The sequence below is a fragment of the Microbacterium sp. PM5 genome, from assembly GCF_003293595.1.
Classification (GTDB): Bacteria; Actinomycetota; Actinomycetes; order Actinomycetales; family Microbacteriaceae; genus Microbacterium.
Genome location: NZ_CP022162.1, coordinates 1,076,812 through 1,100,321, shown reverse-complemented (window position 1 = coordinate 1,100,321; position 23,510 = coordinate 1,076,812). Strand labels below are relative to the sequence as shown.

Here is a 23,510-nt window from a genome sequence, read left to right as displayed (position 1 = left end):
CGCCGCGGAGGGCGGTGCGGACATTGGCCTAGGCCAAAACGTAGCATGTTCTGTCACATAGACTGATGGACGTGAACGCCGCCCCTGATGCCTCCGCGGCGCCGCGCATCGTCGGGTCCACCGCGACCCACATCGCGGACAGCGTGCGACAGAGAATCGAGCGTGGCGAGTTGGCGCCGGGCGCCGCACTGCCCCCGGTGCGAAACCTGGCCGACGATCTGGGCGTGAATCGCAACACCGTCGTGTCCGCCTACCGGCTGCTGACGCAGGCCGGGCTCGTGGAAGCGCGCGGTCGCGCCGGTACGCGTGTCGTCGAACGCGCTCCCCTGGCCCAGGAGGGTTTCGCTCACGGCACGGTGCTGCGCGACCTCGCGGCAGGGAACCCTGACCCGGCACTCATCCCCGATCTGCGGCCGGCGCTCAGCCGCATCGCGGGTCGCCCGGTGCTGTACGGGGAGCCCGTCATCGACCGCGACCTGGCCGCCTGGGCCGAGGAGTGGATGCGCACCGCCGTCGGAGATGACCGGGCGCTGCGGCTGACGATCACCGGAGGTGCGTCCGACGCGATCGAGCGCCTGCTCGCGCTGACGCTCACGCGCGACGACGCCGTGGCCCTCGAAGATCCGTGCTTCCTCGCGAGCCTGAACACGGTCCGCCTCGGCGGGTACCGGCCCATCGCCGTGCCCGTCGACGATGAGGGCATGACCGTCGCCGGGCTGCAGGCGGCGCTGGATGCCGGAGTGCGCGCCGTGCTGCTCACCCCTCGCGCCCAGAATCCCACAGGGGCGAGTCTGAGCGCCGAACGGGCCGCGGCCCTGCGAGCACTTCTGGCCGATCATCCGTACGTCCTCGTCATCGAAGACGATCACTTCTCGCTCTTGTCGGCGCAGCCCTTTCACTCCGTGATCCCCGCATCGCATCGGCGCTGGGCGCTCATCCGGTCGGTGTCGAAGTTCCTGGGGCCCGACATGTGTCTCGCCGTGGTCGCCTCCGATCCCGACACGGCCGAGCGGCTGGCGGAGCGCCTCAACCCCGGGGCGACGTGGGTCAGCCACCTGCTCCAGCGCGTCGCGCTCGAACAGCTCACCGATCCGGACGCCGTCGCGGCGGTGGCTGCGGCAGCCGCGCACTACGCCGCGCGCAACCGGACGGCCGCCGCGGCGTTCACCGCGGCAGGCGTTCCGGTGGTCGCCGGCGACGGCCTGAGCCTGTGGGTTCCGCTGCCGGTGCCGGCGCGCGCGGCATCCGAGCAGCTCATGCGTCGCGGCTGGCTCGCACGTCCCGGCGACGAGTTCGTGCTCGACAACGAGCGCGCTGCGCGCCACCTGCGAGTCACCGTCCACGACCTGTCCGACGCCGAGCTCGAGCGTCTGGCCTCTGACCTGGCCGCGGCGATCCCCGCGGCGGCCGCGACCTCGAAAGCAGGATGATCGCCCGATGAAGATCCTCTCCATCCAGTCCGCCGTCGCGTACGGTCACGTCGGCAACTCCGCCGCGGTGTTTCCGCTGCAGCGCATCGGTGTCGAGGTGCTGCCCGTGTACACGGTCAACTTCTCCAACCACACCGGCTACGGCGCGTGGCGCGGTCCGCTCATCGCGCCCGTCGATGTGCGCGACGTCATCACGGGTATCGAGGAGCGCGGTGTCTTCGGTGAGATCGACGTCGTCCTCAGCGGCTACCAGGGCGGGGAAGGAATCGCCGATGTGATCCTCGATGCCGTCGCCCGCGTCAAAGCGGCCAACCCCGCGGCGATCTATGCCTGTGACCCGGTGATGGGCAATGCCAAGAGCGGTTGCTTCGTGGCGCCGGCCATCCCGATCCTGCTGCGCGATCGCGTCGTCCCCGCGGCCGACATCATCACGCCTAACCAGTTCGAACTTGGTTTTCTCACCGAGACGGATCCCGCTGATCTCGACTCCACGCTCTCGTCGGCGGATGCCGCGCGTGCGATGGGCCCGCGCACCGTGCTCGTCACCTCGGTCGAGCGCCCGGACGCACCGGAGGGCACCATCGAGATGCTGGCCGTCACCGACGATGGTGCGTGGATCGTGCAGACGCCCCGCATCCCGATGAAGGCGAACGGGTCGGGCGATGTCACGGCGGCGTTGTTCACGGCCCACTATCGTGCGAGCGGTGACGCCGCCGACGCGCTGGCGAAGACCGTCTCGAGCGTCTACGACCTGCTGCAGACGACGTTCGATTCCGGGCAGCGCGAGCTGCAGCTTGTCGAGGCGCAGGAGTTCTACGCCCACCCGCGGCTGCAGTTCCCCGTCACGCGGGTGCGCTGAGGTTCGGCGTTTCGACGCGGCGGCGTTTCGACGCGGCGCTGCGCGCCTCGCTCAACGACCGGCGGGTGTCTCCACTCCGGTCGTTGAGCGAGCGCAGCGAGTCGAAACGCCGCGCCCGGTCAGAACAGCTCGTACGGCCAGCGCACACTGAGCTCGGGCGAGATCGCGTCGAGCGCGGCACGGATGCGGTCGTGGTCACGAGCGGCCGGCTCGTCGATCTGCTCGAGCGCGTGCAGCACGTGCCCCACCATCAGCCACTCCGTGATCGAGACGTGCATCGGCGTGAAGCGCGACACGGCACGCTCGCCGTCGGTGTGATCGAAGAACCACACGTCGCCGTGCGGCCCGAGCCACCACTCATCGCCCTGCCCGTTGTCGCCGATGAGCACCCACCCTCGGGCCACCTCGAGATCCACCCAGTACAGCGGGTCCTGACGCTCGCTCGTCTCTGCCTCGGCGCGGCGGGCGTCGAAGGCGGTGATGTCGCCGCACAGCTCGGCAGTGGATGCCGGGAGCGCGCTCAATCTGCTGGCGTCGACCGCGAACGGCTCCGCGCCGTCGTCGGGACCGCCCGCTCTCACGCCGGCCAGGCCGCCGCGACGGCCTCGCGAACCTCGCCGAGAAGCTGAGGCAGCGCCTTGGTGCGGGCGATGATCGGGAAGAAGTTCGCATCCGAGCTCCACCGCGGAACGATGTGCTGGTGCAGGTGCTCGTCGACGCCCGCGCCCGCGACCGCCCCCTGGTTCATCCCGATGTTGAAGCCGTCGCAGCGCGACACGGCGCGCAGCACCCGCATGCCGACCTGGGTCAGCTCGCCGATCTCGGCAACCTCTTCGGGGGTCGCCTGGTCGTACGTCGCGATGTGGCGGTACGGGCACACCAGCATGTGACCCGAGTTGTACGGGAACAGGTTGAGCAGGACGTACGAGGTGATGCCGCGGTGGACGATGAGGCCGTCGGCATCCGACTTCTGCGGCGCGGCGCAGAACGGGCAGCCCGAGCCGCGCAGGGCGTCGGCACCGGTGTTGATGTAGGCCATGCGATGCGGCGTCCAGAGCCGCTGGAAGCCGTCGGGGACGCCGGCGAAAGCGCTCGCCTCCTCGAGGCGGGCATCACCGTCCGCGTCCCCCGCGCTCACGCCAGGTCCTCCGCAGTGTTGACGAGCAGCTTGCCCGAGATCGCGGCGACGATCTTGTCGATCGCCTCATCCACCGGAATGCCGTTGGTCTGCGACCCGTCGCGGAAACGGAACGAGACGGTGCCACCGGAGCGGTCCTGCTCCCCCGCGATGAGCTGCAGCGGCACCTTCTGCGTGGTGTGGGTGCGGATCTTCTTCGGCATCCGATCGTCGGAGTGGTCCACCTCGGCCCGCACGCCGGCGGCGCGCAGCCGCGCGATGATCTCGTCGAGGTAGGGCGCGAAGTCGTCCGCGACGGGGATGCCGACGACCTGCACGGGTGCGAGCCACACGGGGAAGGCCCCGGCGTAGTGCTCCAGCAGGATCGCGAAGAACCGCTCGACCGAGCCGAACAGTGCGCGGTGGATCATCACCGGGCGGTGCTTCTCGCCGTCGGGGCCGGTGTACTCGAGCTCGAAGCGCTCGGGCTGGTTGAAGTCGAGCTGGATGGTCGACATCTGCCAGGTGCGCCCGATCGCGTCGCGCGCCTGCACCGAGATCTTCGGTCCGTAGAAGGCCGCGCCGCCCGGGTCGGGCACGAGTTCGAGACCGGAGGCCTCGGCCACCTCGCGCAGCGTCTCGGTCGCCTCGGTCCAGAGCTCGTCGGCCCCGATGAACTTCGGGTTGCCGTCTTCCTTCGTCGAGAGCTCGAGGTAGAAGTCGTTGAGGCCGTAGTCGCGCAGCGTCTGCAGCACGAAGTCGAGGCTGTGGGTGAGCTCGCCCTTGACCTGGTCGGCCGTGACGTAGATGTGGGTGTCGTCCTGGGTCATCCCGCGCACGCGCGTGAGGCCGGAGAGGGTTCCGCTCTTCTCGTAGCGGTAGACGGATCCGAACTCGCTCAGGCGCAGCGGCAGCTCACGGTAGGAGCGTCCGCGCGAACGGAAGATGAGGTTGTGGAACGGGCAGTTCATGGGCTTCAGGTAGTACTCCTGGCCCTCGCGGCTGACGTGACCGTCGGCATCCACGACCTCGTCGAGCACCATGGGCGGGTACATGCCGTCGGCGTACCACTGCAGGTGACCGCTGGTCATGAACAGGTCGCCCTTGGTGATGTGCGGGGTGTTCACGACCTCGTAGCCGCTGGCGAGCAGGCGCTCGCGCATGTAGCGCTCGATCTCGTAGCGGATGATGCCGCCCTTGGGGTGGAACACGCTGAGGCCGGGGCCGATCTCGTCGGGGAACGAGAAGAGGTCGAGTTCCTTGCCCAGCTTGCGGTGGTCGCGCTTGGCGGCCTCCTCGAGGCGCTGCTGGTAGGCGCGCAGCTCGTCCTTGGTGGGCCACGCGGTGCCGTAGATGCGCTGCAGCTGCGGGTTCTTCTCGCTGCCGCGCCAGTACGCGCCGGCCACTCGGGTGAGGTCCCATCCGTTCGCGACGTAGCGGGTGCCGGGAACGTGGGGCCCGCGGCAGAGGTCGCGCCAGACCACCTCGCCCTCGCGGTTCACGTTCTCGTAGACCGTGAGCTCGCCGGCGCCGATCTCTGCGGAGGCGCCCTCGGCGGCGTTGGCCCCCGAGCCCGGACCACCGGCGAGCGAGATGAGCTCGAGCTTGAACGGCTCGCCGGCCATGAGCTCGCGTGCCTCGGTCTCGTCGACGACGCGGCGGACGAAGCGCTGGTTCTCGCGGACGATGCGCTCCATCTCCTTCTTGATGGCCTTCAGGTCTTCGGGCGTGAACGGGTCGACGTTGCCGAAGTCGAAGTAGAAGCCGTCGGTGATCGGCGGGCCGATGCCCAGGTTCGACTGCGGCTTGATGCGCTGCACGGCCTGGGCCATGACGTGCGCGGTCGAGTGGCGCAGGATCGACAGACCGTCGGCGCTGTCGACCAGCACGGGCTCGACCGCGTCATCGGCCGTGACGACGGTGGAGAGGTCCTTCAGGTCGCCGTTGACGCGCAGAGCGACGACGGAACGGTCGGGGAACAGGGCGAAGCCGTCGGCGGGATAGGTCACGTCCGCCGCGGGTGAGACATCGGTCAAGGGAAGGTCTCCAGAAGAGGGATCGGATGGGATGCTCAGCTTCGGGCGCCGTGCGCCCCGCCCGCTCAGGCCCAGATCGTTCGTACGCCGGGCGTGCGCGCGCCGGTCGCGAAGGCGGTGATCCGGCTCAGTTCCATGTGTGCAGTCTATCGCCGCCCGGGACTGGTCGATGAGGGTCCATGATGGATGCCGTGATGCTTGCCGTGATCGGAGCGGTGCTGCTGCTCCTGGGCGGCGCAGCCGTCGTGTTCGGAGTTCTGCCGGTGGACGCGGCGCTGGAGATCGGCGACCGCGTGTGGCCGATCCTTCTGTTCGTCGTCGCCGTGACGATCGTCGCGGAGCTCGCGGCGCGCGCCGGTGTGTTCGACGCCGCCGCAGCGCGCCTGGCGCGCCTCTCGCGCGGCCGGGTGATCGTGCTGTGGCTCATGGTGGTCGCGTTCGCCGCCGTCGTGACCGCCTTCCTGTCGCTGGACACCACCGCCGTCCTGCTGACACCGGTGGTCGTCGCCGTCGCGCGCGCCAACGGCCTGTCGCCGATGCCCTTCGCGTTCGCGACGGTGTGGCTGGCCAACACCGCGTCGCTGTTCCTGCCGGTGTCCAACCTCACCAACCTGCTCGCCGCCCATCGTCTCGGCGACCTCGACGCGCTCGGCTTCCTCGGTCTGCTGGGACCGTCGGCGATCATCGCAACCGTCGTCACGGTGATCCTGCTGTGGCTTACGAACCGGCGCGATCTGCGGGGTCGTTTCACACCCGCCCGTCCGCCCCGGGTGTCCGACCCCGTGCTCCTGCGGATCTCGGCCGTCGTCCTCGTCGTCATGATGCCGCTGCTGGTCATCGGCATTGCACCGTGGATGCCGGCATTGGGCGCCGCCGTCGTGCTCACGATCGTCTTCGCGTGGCGCTCGCCGACCGCCCTGCGCTGGGAGCTCGTGCCGTGGCAGCTCGTCGTCTTCGCGTCCGGCCTTTTCCTCGCGGTCGGTGCGGCCGAGGCGCTCGGCTCGGGCGCGCTCCTGGCCGCCGCGACCGGTTCGGGCGAAGATCTCCTCTCGCTCTGGCAAGTCGCGGGCGTCGGCATGCTGGGGGCGAACGTCGTCAACAACCTGCCGGCCTATCTCGCCCTGGAGTCGGCGGCCGGCTCCCCCGTGCGCCTCGCCGCTCTGCTCATCGGCGTCAACGCGGGACCTTTGATCACCCCGTGGGCCTCGCTGGCCACACTCCTGTGGCACGAGCGTCTGCATGCCGTCGGCGTGGACGTCCCGTGGAAGCGCTACATCCTGTGGGGCCTCGTCGTCGCGCCGGTCACCGTCGCGCTCGCCGTCATCCCACTCGCGTTGCACTGACGACCGCTCACGGAGATACCCTCTCGGCTCAGGCGACGGTGAGATCGACCTGGATCTCCCCCGCGAGGGCTTCGAGTGCCGAGGTGAGCGTCTCGGCATCCGCTGCGGCCGGCAGGCTGACGGTGACGGTCGCCTCGAACAGTGTGCCCCCGGACATCGGCGCGTCGAGGGTGCGGCTGCGGAACGTGTCGATGCTGAGCGCGTGCGCGGCGATGGCGGCGGTGACGTCGCGGACGATGCCCGGGCGGTCGTTGCCCAGGACCGTGAACGAGACGGTGTGAGGCGCGTCGGCGGATGCCGCGGCCGGCGCGTCGTGCGTCGTCACACGCAGCAATCCGTCGAGGCCGCTGAGGGCGCTCGTGAGGGCCCGCTGCTGGTCGTCGGGCACCGCGACGAGCACGATGCCCGCGAAGGCGCCAGCCAGCTCGGCGAGTTCGCTCTGCTCCCAGTTGCCGCCGTGATCGGCGATGGTGCGGGCGAGAGCGCTGACGAGTCCGGCACGATCGTCGCCGACGACGGTGAGCACGAGGTGGGCCATGCGGCGAGCCTAACGCTCAGGCTGCGGCGGGTGCGAGGCTCGCCGCACGCCGCCCCATCATCGCCACGAGAACGACCATCAGAAGGGCCAGAGCAAGCGCCACCCAGCCGGATCCGATGCCCGCGCCGCCGTCGGCGGCCGGCTTCGCGAGGGCATCGGCGACGGAGGCGCCCCACGGTCGTGTGAGGACGTACGCGGCCCAGAACGCCGGCACCGCGGGCCAGCGGGCCCACCGGAAACCCGCGGCGATCGCTGCGATCGCCAGCGTGAACAGGGCGATGGAGCCGACGTACCCGATGCCGAGGCCCACCGCCGTCAGGTCTCCGACGGCGGTGCCGAGCGCAAAGGTTCCGACGACGGCGGCCCAGTAGAAGAACTCACGGCGTGTCGTTGTGATCGCGTGCACGGACACGGTCCCCTCCGTGCGGCGCCACGCGGCGAAGACGACCGCCAGGCCGGCCGCGCCGATCGCCGCGGTGAGGGTGTACGGCACGCCCAGGGCGACATGCATCACATCCGCGGCCATCGTGCCGAACACACCGACGGCGGCGACGGCCATCCAGTACGCGGTTGGGCCGTATCGACGGCGCGTGAGCTGGAAGCCCACGGTGCCGACGAAGAAGGCGAAGCCGAGAAGAACCGCGAGCTCGGGAGCCATGATGCGAATGGAGTAGTCGGAGACGGCTTCACCCAGAGCGGTCGACGTGGCCTTCGTGACCCAGAAGATCAGGGTCGGCTCGGGTACGCGCGACTGTGCAGCCGGCGGGGGAAGCTGATCGGGCAGGTCGCGCAGGTCAGGCACTCTCCGATGATGTCGGCATCGCTCCAAGACGGCGCCAAGAAAGCGCGCCGAGAAGGGGCACGGCACGCCGAGCGACCTGCGTCGCTGGGCGATGGCAGGTGGCTACGGTGAGAGGGTGAACGGTCTGGGGACCATCACATCGCAGAGCCGTCTCCCGAGACGACCTGCGCAAGGCGGGACGTCAGATGCAAACGTCCCGCCTTTTTCGTTGCCTCCCGGCCTCGGCACGCTCTATGGTGATCGTGATGGCCTGGGGGTCATCGAGTTCCACTTTCGATAGCTGATGCGAGCTATGGAGAGGCGGGTCGCAGTGCCGCGTCCCGCCTCTCTGCGTTTCCAGCGTCGAACCCGCATGTTGCACGGCCCGCATTCGGGCACAAAAAAACCCCGGCTGACCGGGGTTGTTCTTGTGCGCGATACTGGGATCGAACCAGTGACCTCTTCCGTGTCAGGGAAGCGCGCTACCGCTGCGCCAATCGCGCCTATACAGGCTTATTCAGTTATCAGGCGAGGTGGCGACGGGATTCGAACCCGTGTAAACGGCTTTGCAGGCCGGTGCCTAGCCGCTCGGCCACGCCACCGTGTGGATTAACCGTGTGGTTTGACCCCACGTGCCGTGATCGCTTCGAAAAACGATCCCTGCACTTGAGCGGATGACGAGACTCGAACTCGCGACCCTCACCTTGGCAAGGTGATGCGCTACCAACTGCGCTACATCCGCGTGCTCCCTGGTTGCCCCGGGAACTTGATCGACTTTAGCCGACTATTTCGCCATCGCAAAACTGAGCGCGCCCCGCGCGTGTCCCGGTGTGTCGGATGCCGGACGATTCGTGCCGGAGCCCGGCATCCGGTAACATCGAGTCTCGGCCCGCACGGGTCTTGGGCGATTGGCGCAGTTGGTAGCGCGCTTCCTTCACACGGAAGAGGTCATCAGTTCGAGTCTGGTATCGCCCACCATCGAACCCCCGGCTCAGCCGGGGGTTTTCTATTCACGGCGTACCGCCGGACGCCCGGCACCGTACGCCGCGTAGCGTCGCGGTCATGAGCGTCTCCCCCGGCATCCGCGTGACGCTGGTGGTCGTCGCCCTCTTCAACCTGGTCTCGGCTCTCGCCGGTTGTGTGCTCCTCATGGTCGCGGGCGGCGACGGTGTCGGAATGCCGAACGAATGGCTCGCGAGCACGCCTTTTCCCACCTGGGCGTGGCCGGGACTCATCCTGGGCGTCGTCGTCGGCGGCACTCAGCTGGTGGCGCTCATCGCGCAGCGACGACGGTACGTGCTCGCGTGGGGGCTGCACGCGGCATCCGGTCTCGTGATGATGATCTGGATCTTCGTCGAGATCGCCCTGTTGCTGGTCTGGTCGCCGCTGCACGGCGTGTACTTCCTCACCGGGCTGGTGCAGACGGTGCTCGCCGTGCTGGCGCTCGGCGCCTGGCCGCAGCCCTTCTTCGCGCGGATGCCGAGGCGATCGCGCACGGGAGTGGGAAACACGACCGACACGCCGTCCTGACACACTGGCCTGATGACCACCGCCCGGATCATCGTTCTGTTCGTCCTCGCGGCGATCGCCGAGATCGGCGGCGCCTGGCTCATCTGGCAATCGGTGCGCGAGAGTCGGGGCTGGCTCTTCGCCGTCCTCGGCGTGATCGCCCTCGGCGGCTACGGGTTCGTCGCGGCCTTCCAGCCCGACGCGCACTTCGGCCGTGTGCTGGCCGCGTACGGCGGTGTCTTCGTCGCGGGTTCGCTCGCATGGGGAATCGTGATCGACGGCTTCAAACCCACGCTGTGGGACTATGTGGGCTCGGCTGTGGCCCTGCTCGGCGCCGCGATCATCATCTTCGCCCCTGCGCTCCAGCGCGCTTCGGAGTAGCCCCCGAAGCCCCCGCCGCCTCAGACCTCGTTCAGCCAGCCGTAGCGCCCTTGCAGAGCCGCGGCGACGGCGCCGAACCGTCGGCGATCCAGTGCTGCGGCCTCGCGCCGCATCCCTCGCACGTGCACGCTGTAGAGCTGCTCGATGTCGACCCACGAGGGGCGGCCCTGCGAGTCCCACGGCCCGGTGCCGATGGAGAGGTAGTCGCGGTCGCCGTCGTGCGCCTTGCTGGTCAAACGCACCGCGAACACACGGTCGGCGCCGTCGTGGCCGATCACCAGTACGGGGCGGTCCTTGCCGCGCCCGTCGTTCTCCTCGTATGGCACCCAGGTCCACACGATCTCACCGGCATCGGGAGCGCCGTCGCGCTGCGGGGCGTATGTGATCGTCAGCCTGCCCCGCGCCGGTGGGGGGACCTCGCGGGTCGCCGTCTGCCCGCCCTGACCGGGACTGAGCGCGGGTGTGTTGGTGGGGCGCGACCGGGGATTCTTCGCCGGCGCCGAGGGGCGTGAGCGGCCACCGAGGAGGCCGAGGATCCCCCGAACGAGGGACGTCAGGGGGCCGCGGCCGTCGCGAGATGCCATGGCTTCACGCTACCAACCGCTGTCGCACGTCTTCGCACGGCGAAGGGGCGCCGGACCGTGAGATCCGACGCCCCTTCGATGGATGCGAGTCAGTCGACGAGCGCGTAGCCCTCTTCGCCGTGCACAACGGTGTCGATACCGGCGATCTCGTCCTCGTTTTTGACGCGGAAGCCGATCGTCTTCTCGATGATGAAACCGAGCACGTAGGCGACGACGAACGAGAAGACCAGCACGGTGACCGCGGCGATCGCCTGGAGGATCAGCTGCTCGGCGTTGCCGCCGAGGAACAGGCCCGTGCCCGTGGCGAAGAAGCCGAGGTAGAGCGTTCCGATCAGACCACCGACGAGGTGGACACCCACGACGTCGAGCGAGTCGTCGAAGCCGAGACGCCACTTGAGCTCGACCGCGAGGGCGCAGACCGCACCGGCGATGATGCCGAGCAGCAGCGACCAGCCCGGCGCCAGGTTGGCGCAGGAGGGCGTGATGGCGACGAGGCCGGCGACGGCCCCCGAGGCGGCGCCGACGGCGGTCGGCTTGCCGTCCTTGAGCTTCTCGACGATCGCCCAACCGAGGATGGCCGCCGCGGTGGCGCCCAGCGTGTTCAGCACGATGAGGCCGGCGGGCGAGCCGACGCCGGCGATGCCGGAGAGGATGTCACCGCTCGTGCCCTCGGGGGCGGCGTAGAAGGCCGCGGCGCCGGCGTTGAAGCCGAACCAGCCGAACCACAGGATCGCTGCTCCCAGCATCACCAGCGGCACGTTGTGCGGCTTGTGGATGCCCTTCTGGAAGCCGACGCGCTTGCCGAGCACCAGGGCGAGAGCGAGCGCGGCTGCACCGGCGTTGATGTGGACAGCGGTTCCACCGGCGTAGTCGATCACCTCGGTCGAGAAGCCCAGAGTGGTTCCGAGGTTGAAGATCCAGCCGTTGGTGTTCCACACCCAGCCGGCGACGGCGAAGTAGTCGATCGTCGCGAAGAAGAACGCGAAGATCATCCACGAGCCGAAGCGGGCGCGGTCGGCGATGGCGCCGGAGATGAGGGCCACGGTGATGATCGCGAAGGTGGCGCCGTAGGCGACGGCCGTGAGGTTCACGGTCGCGTTCTCACCGGTCGCCATCGCGCCGAGGCCGAAGTCGGAGAAGGGGTTGCCCAGGATGCCGCCCCACCAGTCGGCGGTCTGCATGTTGTATCCGTAGAGGATCCAGAGCACCGCGACGAGACCCATCGCGCCGAAGCTCATCATCATCATGCTGATGACGCTCTTCGCCTTGACGAGGCCGCCGTAAAAGAAAGCCACGCCCGGCGTCATAAAGAGCACGAGAGCCGTAGCGGCGATATACCAAGCGAGATTTCCGCTGTCCATGAAGGTCCTCACTGATGTGTTGTGTAACTCGGACCGGGTCGCCGCGGTTTCGGGGTCGGGACGTCCCAGCGCACTCAGTGTTGCGGTACGCGGTTACCGCCGGTATCCGCGTCGTGTTTCGCGTTGGTTACGCGCGCCGCGTCCAGGTAAACATCACGTTTCGGGGTGGCGGGCATCGCCGCTGAGGACGATCAGGAATGCGTGAGCGCGTTGAGGCGCGAGATCGCGCGCAGGTATTTCTTGCGATAGCCGCCCGCGAGCATCTCTTCGCCGAAGACCTCGTCGAGGGGGCGACCGGTCGCGCGCACCGGGATCTGCGCGTCGTATGCCCGGTCCACGAAGGCGACGAAGCGCAGCGCGGCGGACTGGTCCTGAAGAGTGATCACGTCACGCAGGCCGATCATCGACAGGTTCTCGATCAGGCGCACGTAGCGCGAAGGGTGCACGGTCGCGAGATGGCGGATCAGTTCGGCGAACGCGTCGTCCGAGACGACACCGGATGCCGCGGCGCCATCGATCGCCGCGCGGTAGGCGTCGTCGTCGCACACCTCGGCGTGCCCATCGAGGGCGCGCTGACGGTAGTCGGTGCCGTCGATGCGAATGGTCTCGAAGCTCGATGCCATGGCGTGGATCTCGCGGAGGAAGTCCTGCGCGGCGAATCGCCCTTCGCCGAGCGCATTGGGCGGGGTGTTCGATGTCGCCGCCAGCCGCGTGCCGGTGGGGACCAGCTCCCCCAGCAGCCGGGTCATCACCATGGTGTCACCCGGGTCGTCGAGCTCGAACTCGTCGATGCACAGCAGGTCCGCTCCGCGGAAGAGCTCGACCGTCTTCTGATACCCGAGTGCTCCGACCAACGCGGTGTACTCGATGAACGATCCGAAGTACTTCCGTCGCGCCGGCATCGCGTGATAGATGGCCGCGAGCAGATGGGTCTTGCCGACGCCGAACCCGCCGTCGAGATACACTCCCGGCTTCATCTCCGGCACCTTCTTCGCGCGGCGGAACAGTCCGCCGCGCTCAGCCGGGCCCCCGCCGAGGCTGAACGCGATGAGCCGTTCCTTGGCCTCCTGCTGCGAAGGAAAAGACGGATCGGCGCGATACGTGTCGAAGGTCGCACCGTCGAACTGCGGCGGCGGCACGAGTGCGGCGACCATCTCTGCGCCGGACACCGCCGGCTGACGATCGACGAGGCGAATCGTGCCGGAGTCGGTGGATGTCATCGTTCTCCCTCATCGACCGCCGGTGCGCTCACCAGGTCGTGTGCGCGCAGCCAATCGCCGATCGCGTCGGTCCAGCGCTGCTGGTCGTAGTTCCAGAGCTTGGTGTGTCTGGCGGTGCGGAACACCTGCAACTCGACGAGATCGGGTCGCGCATCGGCCAGACGATGCGATGCGCTCGACGGAACGAATCCGTCATCGTCGCTGTGCAGGATCAGGACGGGATGGCGCAGTTCGGCGGCGCGCGCCACGATGTCGAGCCGGTCGAGCGGAATGGGTCCGTCGGCGCCGATGGCGGGAGCCGCCCATCCGGTGCGGAGGGCCCCCATCGCCAGATCGGTCACCGGCGTGGGCACGTGCAGCGCCCGGGCCTGGTAGGTGAGGACGGTGCGCCAGTCGACGACGGGTGAATCGAGGATGACCCCTTCGATCTGCTCGCGATGCGCGGAGCCGAGCGACGTCTGCAGGGCGATCGCACCCCCCATCGACCAGCCCATCAGCACGATGCGGCGGGCACCATGGCGCAGGGCCCAGCTGACGGCGGCATCGACGTCGCGCCACTCGGTGGCGCCGAGCGCGTAGGCTCCGGCACGGCTGCGCGGAGCCTCACCGTCGTTGCGGTACGACACGACGAGCGACGTGATGCCCAGGGCGTGGAACACCGGCACTGCGCGCAGGCATTCGGCTCGCGTCGTGCCACGACCGTGAATCTGGATGACCCAGGTCTCGTGGTCCGCGTCGCTCCGCGGCTCGGCCGGGAACAGCCAGGCCGGACAGGCGCCGATCGCGGCAGGCACGTGCTCGTGCGTGAAAGGCAGATGGAGCTCTTCCGGCCGCTCGTAATACCAGCCGCTGAACGCCGCATCGGCGGCGAGGCTCGATTCGCCGCCGACCTGCGTGAGGAGCTTCCGCTTGACGGTCTCGCCGTCGCTGGCCAGCACAGAGCCCACTTTGAGATAGTCGGCCGAGCCGGTCGTGAACAGGCCGTAGCGCCCCGGCAGTACCGTGTCGGGCGTGCGCGCCAGCGTGATGGTCTGGGCGGGCACGTCGATGTCGACGATGCGCGTGTCGGGCACGCGCCGTGACGGCGTGACCACGCGTCGGGCCATGCGAAGGGCGACGGCGAATGCCATCGCGGCCGTTGCCAACAACGCCGCCGCAAGGGAGAGGGCAAGCATCCGCAGGGTGGCCGGAGCGCCGATTCGTGAGGCGCCGAGGGCGGCGCGCCTGGGTGCCTTCATCGTGGGCCCATCCTAGTCTGTGACCGTGGATGACACCCGTCCCGCCGCTGAGACACCGGCCTTCGCGCGCGCCGCAGAACAGCTGCGGTCCCTGACCTTCCGGTCCGACTTCTCCGTGCGCGAGATCGCCGCCCCGACGAGCCTCGCCCCGGAGGCGATCGCCTTCGCGGGAGACGTCCGTCCGGATGCGGACGGGCTGGACTCGCCGTATGGAACCGGGCGCTTCGTGCTCATGCACGACCCGGCCGAACCGGACTCCTGGGGCGGTCCGTGGCGTATCGTGTGTTTTGCGCAAGCTCCGCTCGAACCCGAGATCGGCGTCGACCCGTTGCTCGCGGACGTCGCCTGGTCATGGCTCGTCGATGCGCTTCAGACGCGCGGGGCGGCCTTCCATGCAGAGTCCGGAACGGCGACCAAGACCCTGTCGAAGGGGTTCGGCTCGCTCGCCGAGGAGGGTGACGGGGCGCAGATCGAGTTGCGGTCGTCCTGGACGCCCGCGGGCGACCTGAGCGCCCACGTGGAGGCGTGGGCGGAGCTCGTGTGCATGCTAGCGGGTCTGCCGCCGGGATCAGAGGGCATCGCCGTGTTCGGTTCGCAGCGGGGTGCATCAGGAAGGGGAACGCGTGGCTGAGTACGACGTCATCACGGATGCCGCCGGGCTCGCCGCCGCCGCCACCGCGCTCGCCGCGGGCACCGGCCCCGTCGCCGTCGATGTGGAGCGTGCATCCGGCTTCCGATACTCCCAGCGGGCGTACCTCATCCAGGTGTACCGGCGCGATGCCGGCGTCTTCCTCATCGACCCGCCGGCGGTGGGCGATCTGTCGCCGTTGCAGGATGCGATCGGTGGCATCACCTGGATCCTCCACGCCGCGAGCCAAGACCTCCCGTCGCTGCGCGAAGAGCACCTCGAGCCGCCGCAGATCTTCGACACCGAACTCGCTGCACGTCTGCTCGGGCATGAGCGGGTCGGCCTCGGCGCCGTCGTCGAAGACACCCTGGGGATCACCCTCGCGAAGGCGCATTCGGCGGCGGACTGGTCGACCCGTCCGCTCCCGCAGCCCTGGCTCGAGTACGCCGCGCTGGACGTGCTGCATCTGGTCGACGTCTTCGACGTGCTGCGCGACGAGCTCGAGGAGCAGGGAAAGACCGATATCGCGGCTCAGGAGTTCGAGACGGTGCGCACGCGGCCCGTCAAGCCCGCTCGCGAGGAGCCTTGGCGGCGCCTCAGCGGTCTGCACACCGTGCGCGGTCGTCGCGCCCTCGCCGTCGCCCGGGCCCTGTGGATCGCGCGCGAGGAGTACGCACGCGAGCAGGACACCTCGCCCGGTCGGCTCGTCCCCGATCGGGCGCTGGTGGCGGTCGTCATCGCCGATCCCAAGACCAAGCAGGACCTCGCTCGCGTCAAGGACTTCACCGGCCGTGCGAGCCGCAGTCAGCTCGATCGTTGGTGGGCCGCGATCGAGGCGGGCCGTGCCGATCCCGCACTGCCCGCCGAGCGCGCGTCCGGCGACGGGATGCCGCCCCCGCGCGCGTGGGCGGAGCGCAACCCGGCAGCCGACCTCCGACTGAAGGCGGCGCGCCCGCTCGTCGAACAGCTCGCTGTCGAGCTGCGGATGCCGACCGAGAATCTCCTGACCCCCGACACGTTGCGTCGTGTCGCATGGGCTCCCCCGGCCGAGATCGACCCGGCATCCATCGGTGACGCGCTCGCGGCCCACGGCGCCCGGCCCTGGCAGATCGAGGCCACGGCGGCGGTGATCGCCGGCGCCTTTGTCGAATCCGTGCAGACAGCCGAGGCTGCGTCCGACCTCGCGTCGTAGAATCGATCCAAGCGTTTCTGTGAGACTGAGTTTCATCGTACGCTGGACTCAATCTCAACCCTTGGAGGCAGTGTGGCCGAGCTCTCGGACGTCTACTTCGTCGATGGAATGCGCACCCCGTTCGGTCGCGCCGGCGAGAAGGGCATGTACTGGAACACCCGCGCGGATGACCTCGCGGTCAAGGCGACGATCGGACTCATGGCCCGGAACACCGCTGTTCCCGCCGCTCGCGTCGACGACGTCGCCATCGCCGCGACCAGCCAGACCGGAGAGCAGGGCCTGACGCTCGGGCGCTCGGTGGCCATCCTCGCCGGCCTGCCGCAGACCGTGCCCGGGTTCGCGATCGATCGGATGTGCGCCGGTGCCATGACGAGTGTCGCCATGATGGGAGCCTCGATCAGCGCCGGCATGTATGACGTCGCCCTCGCCGGCGGCGTCGAGCACATGGGCCACTACCCCATCGGCGGGAACGCCGACCCGAATCCCCGGTTCGTGGCGGAGAAGATGGTCGATCCGGGTGCGCTGAACATGGGCGTGACCGCCGAGCGCATCTTCGACCGGTTCCCGCAGCTGACCAAGGAGCGCTCCGACCGTTTCGGCATGCTCAGCCAGCACAAGGCGCAGGCCGCCTACGAGGCCGGCAAGTTTCAGCCCGATCTGGTTCCCGTCGCCGTGAAGGATGCCGAGGGAAGCTGGGGCCTGGCCACGGAGGACGAGGGCCGTCGCCCGCAGACGACGATGGAAGACCTTGCGGCGTTGAAGACGCCGTTCCGTCCGCACGGGCGGGTGACGGCAGGAACGTCCTCGCCGCTGACCGACGGCGCCACGATGTCGCTGCTCGCGGGCGGCGGTGCCGTCAAGGAGCTCGGGCTCACCCCCAAGATGCGCATGGTCTCCTTCGCCTTCGCCGGCGTGCAACCCGAGATCATGGGCATCGGCCCGATCCCGTCGACGGAGAAGGCGCTGAAGAAGGCCGGGCTCACGATCGACGACATCGGTCTGTTCGAGTTGAACGAGGCCTTCGCGGTGCAGGTGCTGTCCCTGCTCGATCACTTCGGCATCGCCGACGACGACCCGCGGGTCAATCAGTGGGGTGGGGCGATCGCTCTCGGCCACCCGCTCGCCGCGTCGGGTGTGCGTCTGATGATCCAGCTCGCCGCGCAGTTCGCCGAGCGACCGGATGTCCGCTACGGACTCACCGCGATGTGCGTGGGGCTCGGGCAGGGCGGATCGGTCATCTGGGAGAACCCGCACTACAACGGCCGCAAGCGCTGAGAGGACGACGGACATGACGAACTACGACGAGATCGACTTCTCCCCCCTCACTGCGCTCGCCGACGGCGAGGTCGTCACCCATTCGCGGGTGCGCGACATCACCCTGCCCTCCGGCAAGGTCCTCGCGCTCATCACGCTCGACAACGGTCGCGACCACACGCGTCCCAACACGCTCGGTCCGGCCACACTGACCGAGCTCGGGGCGACGCTGGCGAACCTCAAGGCCCGTGCGGAGGCCGGCGAGATCCAGGCCGTGGGCATCACGGGCAAGCAGTACATCCTCGCCGCCGGCGCGGACCTCTCCGACATCACGCGGGTCGGCTCCAAGGACAACGCCCGTCTGGTCGCGCAGCTCGGGCACAAGGTGCTCGGGTCGCTCGGCGAGCTCGGAGTGCCCTCCTTCGCCTTCGTCAACGGTCTCGCCCTCGGCGGGGGGCTGGAGATCGCGCTGAACTCGACGTACCGCACGGTCGACGCCTCCGCAGCCGCGATCGCCCTGCCCGAGGTGTTCCTGGGGATCATCCCCGGCTGGGGCGGCGCGTACCTGCTGCCGAACCTCATCGGCATCGAGAACGCCCTCGAGGTCGTCATCAGCAACCCCCTGAAGCAGAACCGCATGCTGAAGCCGCAGCAGGCGTACGACTACGGCATCTTCGACGCGATCTTCCCTGCTGCCACCTACCTCGAGAGCTCGCTCGCCTGGGCCGACGGGGTCCTGACGGGGGCCGTCAAGGTCGAGCGGAAGAACGAGCCGGGCAAGATCGAGCGGCTCACCAAGTGGCCCATCGCGATCAAGGTCGCGCGCGGCATGCTCGAATCCAAGATCGGCACCGTCCCACGCTCCCCCTACGCCGCACTCGAGCTGCTCGACAAGGCGAAGGGCGGAACGAAGGCCGAGGGCTTCGCGCGCGAAGACGAGGCCCTGGCCGATCTCGTCACGGGCGACCAGTTCGCGGCATCCATGTACGCGTTCGATCTCGTGCAGAAGCGGGCCAAGCGGCCCGTCGGCGCTCCCGACAAGACCCTCGCGAAGAAGGTCACGAAGGTCGGCATCATCGGCGCGGGACTCATGGCGAGCCAGTTCGCGCTGCTGTTCGTGCGCAAGCTCCAGGTGCCGGTGCTCATCACCGACCTCGACCAGGCCCGCGTCGACAAGGGCGTCGCCTACATCCACGACGAGATCGGCAAGCTCGAGGCGAAGGGTCGCCTCGACGCCGACGCCGCGAACAAGCTCCGCGCGCTCGTGACGGGCACGACCGACAAGAGCCTGTACGCCGACTGCGACTTCGTCATCGAGGCGGTCTTCGAGGAGGTGGGCGTCAAGCAGGCCGTCTTCGGCGAGATCGAGAAGATCGTCGCCGAGGACGCCATCCTCGCCACCAACACGTCGTCGCTGTCCGTGGAGGAGATCGGATCAAAGCTCGAGCACCCCGAACGGCTCGTCGGCTTCCACTTCTTCAACCCGGTCGCCGTCATGCCCTTGATCGAGGTCGTCAAGACGCCGACCACGACGGATGCCGCGCTGTCGACGGCCTTCGTCGTGGCGAGGGGCCTCGGCAAGAACGCCGTGCTGACGGCGGATGCTCCGGGTTTCGTCGTCAATCGCCTCCTCGCCAAGGTCATGGGCGAGGCAGCGCGTGCCGTCTACGAGGGCACCCCCGTCGCGGATGTCGAGAAGGCGTTCGCGCCGCTCGGACTGCCGATGGGACCCTTCCAGCTCATCGATCTGGTCGGGTGGAAGGTCGCGGCGCACGTCCAGGACACGATGGTCCACGCGTTCCCCGACCGTTTCTACGCGAACGAGAACTTCCACCAGCTCGCCGAGCTGCCGGAGGTCGTCGAGAAGGACAAGGGCGGGCGCGTCACCGGCTTCTCCAAGGCGGCGGAGAAGGCGCTGAAGGGGCATGTGGGCTCCGCGCCGGCATCCGCCGACACGATTCTTCGGCGCGTGCAGGACGGCTTGGCCACCGAGATCAAGCTGATGCTCGACGAGGGCGTCGTTCCCGAGGTCGAAGACATCGACCTGTGCCTGATCCTCGGCGCCGGCTGGCCGTTCATCGACGGCGGGGCTTCGCCGTACCTCGATCGCGAGGGTGCATCCGAGCGCGCGTTCGGCGACACCTTCCACCACCCGCCGATCCGCGGCATCGGCGCCTGACGCGCCGTCTCCCGCCCTTCGCCCGTCACCACGGATTCGGATGGTGGCAACGGAATCGGATGCCGCATTCGCGCGGCATCCGATTCCGTTTTCCGTCTCCGCTTCCGGTGTGCGCGAGCGCGCGATCAGCTTGACGGCTGTGCCGCCCGCACGCGCAGATCGCGTGCGAGGCCGTCGCGCTGCTCGATGACGAGGCGGCGCAGGGCTCCGGGTGCGTCGGGGTGGTCCCGCAGCCACGCGTCGGCGGCGTCGAGCGACGGGGATGCCGGAAAGAGGCCGACCACGAGGCGCCGGGCGATCTCGATCGACCGCGACCGCCACGCGGGCAGGATGCGCGCGAAGTACTCGTCGTCGAATCCGGCGATGAGGTCCCGCCGCCCACCGGCCCGCACGCCCGCGATCGTCGCGTCGAGGTGGTCGTTCGTCAGTGTCTCGTCCGACCACGCGTCGTGCCAGCCGCGGGCGCGGGTGTCGGCGTCGGGGCGGGCGGTTCGCGCCGTGCGTGCGGCGACACGACCGGACGCGGTGTCGTCGGCGCGGAGCTCGCGCTCGATGTCGGTGTCATCCGCGTGGGCCGTCGCGGCGAGGGCGACGAGCCACGCCCAGCGTAGATCGGGGTCCAGCCGCAGCCCCGCCGGGGCGGGCGCGGAGTCGGCGAGGATCGCGCCGAGGTCGGTCGCCCGGTCGTCGCAGACCGCCGCCGCCGCACCCACGGCGCGGGCCCAGATGAGCTGGGCGTCCGAACCGGGAACCGCGCGCTGCAGGGCGCTCCACGCCGTCTCCAGCCAGCCGGCCGCCAGCGCCGGCCGGTCGCGATCGGCGGCGAAGTGGGCGATCGTGAACGCGGCCCGCGTCGCGGCCTCGGTGAGCAGGGCTGCGTCGGTCTCCCGCGGCGCATGCCGCGCGACGATGTCGACGTAGTCCGTCGCGGGCAGGATGCCGTCGCGCACCGCGTTCCACAGCGACGCCCAGACGACCGCTCGCGCCAGCGTGTCGTTGATCGTGGACAGTCCGCGCGCGACGGCATCCGTCGACGCGGCATCCAACCGCACTTTCGCGTACGTGCGGTCGTCGTCGTTCGGGACCACCAGCACGACGTCCTCGAGCGGTGCGTCGGCGAGGAGGGTCCGTGCGTCGACGATGTCGGCGGAGGTCGAGCCACGGCGGACGAGACGGCCGTCGGCCTCCGCGTACAGTCCGACGTTCACACGGTCCGGGCGGACCTCCGACACCGCCAGAGCGAGGCCTTCCGCGGTGCGCTCGGCACGCACGTCGGCGACCCCGGTCGTCTGCAACCACGCGGCGCTCCAAGCCCGCAGGTCGCGTCCCGAAGCCTCTTCGAGAGCCTGCAGCAGATCGGGCAGCGTCGTGTTGCCGAAGGCGTGGCGGGCGAAGTAGCGCTGAGCACCCCGGAAGAAGGCGCCTTCGCCCACGAACCCGACGAGCTGTTTGAGCACCGAGGCGCCCTTCGCGTAGGTGATGCCGTCGAAGTTGAGCTTGGCCGCCTCCAGATCTGGGATGTCCGCGACGATCGGATGCGTCGTGGGCAGCTGGTCCTGCGTGTACGCCCATCCCTTGCGCCGGGTCGCGAAGCTGACCCAGGCGTCCGGAAACCCACCGACGGCCGCCGCGGCGTGCGTCCCCATGTAGTCTGCGAACGACTCCTTGAGCCACAGGTCGTCCCACCATCGCATCGTCGCGAGGTCGCCGAACCACATGTGCGCCATCTCGTGGAGGATCGTGTTCGCGCGCGCCTCGCGCTGTGCGGCCGTGGCGGCGCCGCGGAACACATACGCCTCGGTGAAGGTCACGAGCCCGGGGTTCTCCATGGCGCCCAGGTTGTACTCGGGCACGAAGATCTGGTCATACGTGCCCCAGGGGTAGGGGTAGTCGAAGGCCTTCTCGAAGAACGACAGTCCGCGGCGGGTGATGTCGAGGATCTCATCCGCGTCGAGGTGTGCGGCCAAGGATGCGCGGCAGAGCACGCCGAGGGGGATCTCGCCGTCGGCGCCGGCGTACGTGCCCTCGGCGCGATGGTAGGGACCTGCGGCGACCGCGGTGATGTAGCTGGACAGCGGCAACGTCTCCGCGAAGCGGACACTCACTCCCCCGTCGACCTCCTCCCGCGACGACTCGGCGCCGTTGGACAGCACCGCCCACCCGGTGGGCGCGGCGACGACGAAGCTCCAGCGCGCTTTCATGTCGGGCTGCTCGAAACACGGATAGACCCGCCGGCAGTCCGCCGGCTCGTACTGCGTGTAGAGGTAGGTCGCACCGTCCACGGGATCGCGGAACCGGTGGAGCCCTTCTCCGGAGGTGCTGTAGCGGGCCGAGGCCTCGATGCGGACGACGTTCGCCGTCGCTGCGTCGGAGTGGAGTCCGGAGATCTGGACGCGGGCCCCGTCCCACACCACCGGCTGGGACCGTCCGTTCACCGTGACGGCGTCGACGGCCGCGCCGATGAAGTCGACCCAGGTCCTGTCGGTGCTCGCGGTGAACTCCAGCGTGGACCGTGTCGGAAAGGTCGTGGCGGCGGCATCCGGAGCCGAACGCAGGTCGAGATCGACCTCGACGGCGTGCAGACGGATGCCGGCGGCGCGTGCCGCCGTCTCTTCGCGGGTGAGGTTGGCGGAACTCATCCATCCATGCTGTCACGGTACGGGCTGTGCTATTTTTCGAACATGTTCACTTCTGAGGAGCCGTCGTCCAAGAGCGAGCGGACGCGTGCGCGCCTTCGCGAGATCGCGCTGACGTCGTTCCGGGACCGCGGGTACGAGGCCACGACGATGCGCCTGATCGCGCAGGAGGCGGGCGTGTCCGTCGGCAACGCGTACTACCACTTCGCCACCAAGAACGATCTGGTCCAGGAGCTCTATCTCGAGGTGCAGCGCGGCCATCGCGCTGCGGCGGTTCCGGCTCTCGTCGATGCGGACGACCTCGTCGACCGCATCGCGATCGTGTACCGCACGGGGCTCGACCAGCTCACCGCGTACCACGAGCACGCCGCCGAGTTCCTCTCCGCCGCCGTCTCGCCGCGCTCGGAGATCAATCCTCTCGCCGAGGCGTCCGGCGAGGCCCGGGCCATCACGGAGGGCCTGTTCGCGGAGGCGGTGCACGGGGCGCGTTCGGGCACGGTCCCGAAGGACCTCGCTGAGGCGCTGCCGACGGTGCTCTTCCTCGCGCACCTGTTGCTGGCGCTCTTCTGGGTCTATGACCGCTCGGAAGGACAGCAGCGCACGCGCCGTCTGCTCGATCGGGGTCTCGCGTTGCTGCGGACGACGCTGCCGCTCGCGCGCCTGCCGATCGTGCGCGGGGTCGTGCGCGACCTGCTCGGGCTGATTGCGGAGGCGGGCCGGTGAGCGAGCCGAATCGGTCCCGCGTGTTCACGAGCGAGCAGCTCTGGCGTGGTGCGACGCACGCGTGGCTGGCGTTCATGGTGCTGCTCGCGGCGGCGACCGTCGCGTGGACGCTCGCCGCCGGCAGCGCGCCCTTCGATCCGTCGACCCTCACGATGGCGGCGTACGCGGCCGTCTGGGTCGCCTTCTTCGGCGGGCTCGTCTCGATGGTGGTGACGATCGTCGGACTTCCCGTTGCCGCCGCCGTCGGCTACGCGCTTCGTCGCGTGCGGCGCGGCTGGATCCACCTCGGTGTTTTCGCGGTTTTCGGTGCCGTCATCGGTGCGGCGGCGATCGCCGTCTTCGCCGCGCTGTCGAGCGCGGTGACCCTCGATCCGGCATTCGTCACGCTGACGCTCGGCGTCTGCGCGGCCGCGACGGTCTACGGCCGGTGGCAGGGCGCGCGGACGCCGCAGCGGCGAGCACCCGTGATGGAGGAAGAGGACCTCCGGCTCGACGGCTGAT

The 23,510-nt window shown here is 69.3% G+C and carries 21 protein-coding genes and 4 tRNA genes; 12 read left to right on the top strand and 13 right to left on the bottom strand.

The features are described 5' to 3' along the window. Window positions 1-71 precede the first annotated feature (71 nt). Together CEP17_RS05425 and pdxY are read left to right on the top strand one after the other, a co-directional pair. Window positions 72-1,430, top strand: a complete 1,359-nt coding sequence (locus tag CEP17_RS05425) for an aminotransferase class I/II-fold pyridoxal phosphate-dependent enzyme (RefSeq protein ID WP_112932876.1) — start codon at window positions 72-74, stop codon at window positions 1,428-1,430. Between the two features lie 7 nt (window positions 1,431-1,437). Further along, on the top strand, window positions 1,438-2,289 hold the full coding sequence (pdxY, locus tag CEP17_RS05420) for a pyridoxal kinase PdxY (protein ID WP_112931531.1): 852 nt from the start codon (window positions 1,438-1,440) through the stop codon (window positions 2,287-2,289). A gap of 119 nt (window positions 2,290-2,408) precedes the next feature. Here pdxY and CEP17_RS05415 read toward each other — a convergent pair whose 3' ends face one another. Genes CEP17_RS05415 through thrS form a run of 3 tightly spaced genes read right to left on the bottom strand, consistent with a single transcriptional unit; the run spans window position 2,409 to window position 5,442 of the window. Then, on the bottom strand, window positions 2,409-2,870 hold the full coding sequence (locus CEP17_RS05415; RefSeq protein ID WP_112931530.1) for an SMI1/KNR4 family protein: 462 nt from the start codon (window positions 2,868-2,870) through the stop codon (window positions 2,409-2,411). Beyond that, entirely contained in the window at window positions 2,867-3,427 is a 561-nt protein-coding gene (locus CEP17_RS05410) for an HIT domain-containing protein (protein WP_112931528.1), read from the bottom strand. The genes CEP17_RS05415 and CEP17_RS05410 overlap by 4 nt, the downstream gene beginning before the upstream one ends. After that, window positions 3,424-5,442 carry a threonine--tRNA ligase gene (gene thrS, locus CEP17_RS05405; protein WP_112931527.1) on the bottom strand — a complete coding sequence of 673 codons (2,019 nt, stop codon included), beginning with the start codon at window positions 5,440-5,442 and terminating at the stop codon, window positions 3,424-3,426. Before thrS ends, CEP17_RS05410 begins: the two co-directional genes overlap by 4 nt. Window positions 5,443-5,624: 182 nt before the next feature. On the opposite strand from thrS, the gene CEP17_RS05400 reads away from it, so the two are divergent. After that, window positions 5,625-6,785 (top strand): SLC13 family permease, encoded by a 1,161-nt coding sequence (locus tag CEP17_RS05400; RefSeq protein WP_112932875.1) that lies wholly within the window; start codon window positions 5,625-5,627, stop codon window positions 6,783-6,785. Window positions 6,786-6,813: 28 nt separating this feature from the next. Here CEP17_RS05400 and CEP17_RS05395 read toward each other — a convergent pair whose 3' ends face one another. From CEP17_RS05395 to CEP17_RS05375, 5 genes are all read right to left on the bottom strand, one after another. Continuing rightward, window positions 6,814-7,323 carry an ACT domain-containing protein gene (locus tag CEP17_RS05395; protein ID WP_016465230.1) on the bottom strand — a complete coding sequence of 170 codons (510 nt, stop codon included), beginning with the start codon at window positions 7,321-7,323 and terminating at the stop codon, window positions 6,814-6,816. 16 nt (window positions 7,324-7,339) lie between these two features. Then, on the bottom strand, window positions 7,340-8,125 hold the full coding sequence (locus CEP17_RS05390; RefSeq protein WP_204359862.1) for a hypothetical protein: 786 nt from the start codon (window positions 8,123-8,125) through the stop codon (window positions 7,340-7,342). Window positions 8,126-8,535: 410 nt separating this feature from the next. Further along, a tRNA-Val gene (locus tag CEP17_RS05385) sits at window positions 8,536-8,607 on the bottom strand. Window positions 8,608-8,635: 28 nt separating this feature from the next. Further along, window positions 8,636-8,706, bottom strand: a tRNA-Cys gene (locus tag CEP17_RS05380). Window positions 8,707-8,773: 67 nt separating this feature from the next. Further along, window positions 8,774-8,846, bottom strand: a tRNA-Gly gene (locus tag CEP17_RS05375). A gap of 160 nt (window positions 8,847-9,006) precedes the next feature. Between CEP17_RS05375 and CEP17_RS05370 the strand changes: the two genes are divergently transcribed. The 3 genes from CEP17_RS05370 (at window position 9,007) to CEP17_RS05360 (ending at window position 9,994) form a co-directional block, all read left to right on the top strand. Next, window positions 9,007-9,082 (top strand) — tRNA-Val (locus CEP17_RS05370). A gap of 84 nt (window positions 9,083-9,166) precedes the next feature. Continuing rightward, on the top strand, window positions 9,167-9,634 hold the full coding sequence (locus CEP17_RS05365; protein WP_204359861.1) for a hypothetical protein: 468 nt from the start codon (window positions 9,167-9,169) through the stop codon (window positions 9,632-9,634). A 12-nt stretch (window positions 9,635-9,646) separates the two neighbouring features. After that, the gene (locus CEP17_RS05360; protein ID WP_112931526.1) at window positions 9,647-9,994 is read left to right on the top strand and encodes a YnfA family protein; all 348 of its coding nucleotides are present in this window, start codon (window positions 9,647-9,649) and stop codon (window positions 9,992-9,994) included. Between the two features lie 20 nt (window positions 9,995-10,014). On the opposite strand, the gene CEP17_RS05355 is transcribed toward CEP17_RS05360, so the two are convergent. The 4 genes from CEP17_RS05355 to CEP17_RS05340 form a co-directional block, all read right to left on the bottom strand. Further along, entirely contained in the window at window positions 10,015-10,578 is a 564-nt protein-coding gene (locus CEP17_RS05355; RefSeq protein ID WP_112931525.1) for a type II toxin-antitoxin system PemK/MazF family toxin, read from the bottom strand. An 89-nt stretch (window positions 10,579-10,667) separates the two neighbouring features. Beyond that, a complete protein-coding gene (locus tag CEP17_RS05350) occupies window positions 10,668-11,939 on the bottom strand; it encodes an ammonium transporter (protein WP_036315736.1) in 1,272 nt (423 codons plus the stop codon). Between the two features lie 191 nt (window positions 11,940-12,130). Next, window positions 12,131-13,159: a cell division protein ZapE gene (gene zapE / locus CEP17_RS05345; protein WP_112931523.1), complete on the bottom strand. Its 1,029-nt coding sequence runs from the start codon at window positions 13,157-13,159 to the stop codon at window positions 12,131-12,133. After that, entirely contained in the window at window positions 13,156-14,397 is a 1,242-nt protein-coding gene (locus tag CEP17_RS05340; protein ID WP_112931521.1) for an alpha/beta fold hydrolase, read from the bottom strand. Before CEP17_RS05340 ends, zapE begins: the two co-directional genes overlap by 4 nt. A 25-nt stretch (window positions 14,398-14,422) precedes the next feature. On the opposite strand from CEP17_RS05340, the gene CEP17_RS05335 reads away from it, so the two are divergent. From CEP17_RS05335 to CEP17_RS05320, 4 genes are all read left to right on the top strand, one after another. Continuing rightward, window positions 14,423-15,028: a DUF3000 domain-containing protein gene (locus tag CEP17_RS05335; protein ID WP_036315730.1), complete on the top strand. Its 606-nt coding sequence runs from the start codon at window positions 14,423-14,425 to the stop codon at window positions 15,026-15,028. Then, on the top strand, window positions 15,021-16,217 hold the full coding sequence (locus tag CEP17_RS05330) for an HRDC domain-containing protein (RefSeq protein ID WP_112931520.1): 1,197 nt from the start codon (window positions 15,021-15,023) through the stop codon (window positions 16,215-16,217). The genes CEP17_RS05335 and CEP17_RS05330 overlap by 8 nt, the downstream gene beginning before the upstream one ends. A gap of 72 nt (window positions 16,218-16,289) precedes the next feature. Beyond that, window positions 16,290-17,492 carry a thiolase family protein gene (locus tag CEP17_RS05325; RefSeq protein ID WP_061683123.1) on the top strand — a complete coding sequence of 401 codons (1,203 nt, stop codon included), beginning with the start codon at window positions 16,290-16,292 and terminating at the stop codon, window positions 17,490-17,492. A gap of 13 nt (window positions 17,493-17,505) precedes the next feature. After that, a complete protein-coding gene (locus tag CEP17_RS05320; protein WP_112931519.1) occupies window positions 17,506-19,650 on the top strand; it encodes a 3-hydroxyacyl-CoA dehydrogenase NAD-binding domain-containing protein in 2,145 nt (714 codons plus the stop codon). Between the two features lie 125 nt (window positions 19,651-19,775). Here the strand turns inward: CEP17_RS05320 and pepN are convergent, their stop codons facing one another. Then, window positions 19,776-22,289 (bottom strand): aminopeptidase N, encoded by a 2,514-nt coding sequence (gene pepN / locus CEP17_RS05315; protein WP_112931518.1) that lies wholly within the window; start codon window positions 22,287-22,289, stop codon window positions 19,776-19,778. Between the two features lie 42 nt (window positions 22,290-22,331). On the opposite strand from pepN, the gene CEP17_RS05310 reads away from it, so the two are divergent. Both CEP17_RS05310 and CEP17_RS05305 read left to right on the top strand, forming a co-directional pair. Beyond that, window positions 22,332-23,009 carry a TetR family transcriptional regulator gene (locus CEP17_RS05310; RefSeq protein WP_112931516.1) on the top strand — a complete coding sequence of 226 codons (678 nt, stop codon included), beginning with the start codon at window positions 22,332-22,334 and terminating at the stop codon, window positions 23,007-23,009. After that, on the top strand, window positions 23,006-23,509 hold the full coding sequence (locus tag CEP17_RS05305) for a hypothetical protein (protein WP_112931515.1): 504 nt from the start codon (window positions 23,006-23,008) through the stop codon (window positions 23,507-23,509). The genes CEP17_RS05310 and CEP17_RS05305 overlap by 4 nt, the downstream gene beginning before the upstream one ends. Window position 23,510: the final 1 nt, after the last annotated feature.

Bases quoted from the DNA above. Each gene is read 5' to 3' on its own strand.
- pdxY (WP_112931531.1), top strand. From the start codon at position 1,438: ATGAAGATCCTCTCCATCCAGTCCGCCGTCGCGTACGGTCACGTCGGC.
- CEP17_RS05400 (WP_112932875.1), top strand. From the start codon at position 5,625: ATGGATGCCGTGATGCTTGCCGTGATCGGAGCGGTGCTGCTGCTCCTG.
- CEP17_RS05395 (WP_016465230.1), bottom strand. From the start codon at position 7,323: ATGGCCCACCTCGTGCTCACCGTCGTCGGCGACGATCGTGCCGGACTC.
- CEP17_RS05365 (WP_204359861.1), top strand. From the start codon at position 9,167: ATGAGCGTCTCCCCCGGCATCCGCGTGACGCTGGTGGTCGTCGCCCTC.
- CEP17_RS05360 (WP_112931526.1), top strand. From the start codon at position 9,647: ATGACCACCGCCCGGATCATCGTTCTGTTCGTCCTCGCGGCGATCGCC.
- CEP17_RS05355 (WP_112931525.1), bottom strand. From the start codon at position 10,578: ATGGCATCTCGCGACGGCCGCGGCCCCCTGACGTCCCTCGTTCGGGGG.
- CEP17_RS05350 (WP_036315736.1), bottom strand. From the start codon at position 11,939: ATGGACAGCGGAAATCTCGCTTGGTATATCGCCGCTACGGCTCTCGTG.
- zapE (WP_112931523.1), bottom strand. From the start codon at position 13,159: ATGACATCCACCGACTCCGGCACGATTCGCCTCGTCGATCGTCAGCCG.
- CEP17_RS05340 (WP_112931521.1), bottom strand. From the start codon at position 14,397: ATGAAGGCACCCAGGCGCGCCGCCCTCGGCGCCTCACGAATCGGCGCT.
- CEP17_RS05320 (WP_112931519.1), top strand. From the start codon at position 17,506: ATGACGAACTACGACGAGATCGACTTCTCCCCCCTCACTGCGCTCGCC.
- pepN (WP_112931518.1), bottom strand. From the start codon at position 22,289: ATGAGTTCCGCCAACCTCACCCGCGAAGAGACGGCGGCACGCGCCGCC.
- CEP17_RS05310 (WP_112931516.1), top strand. From the start codon at position 22,332: ATGTTCACTTCTGAGGAGCCGTCGTCCAAGAGCGAGCGGACGCGTGCG.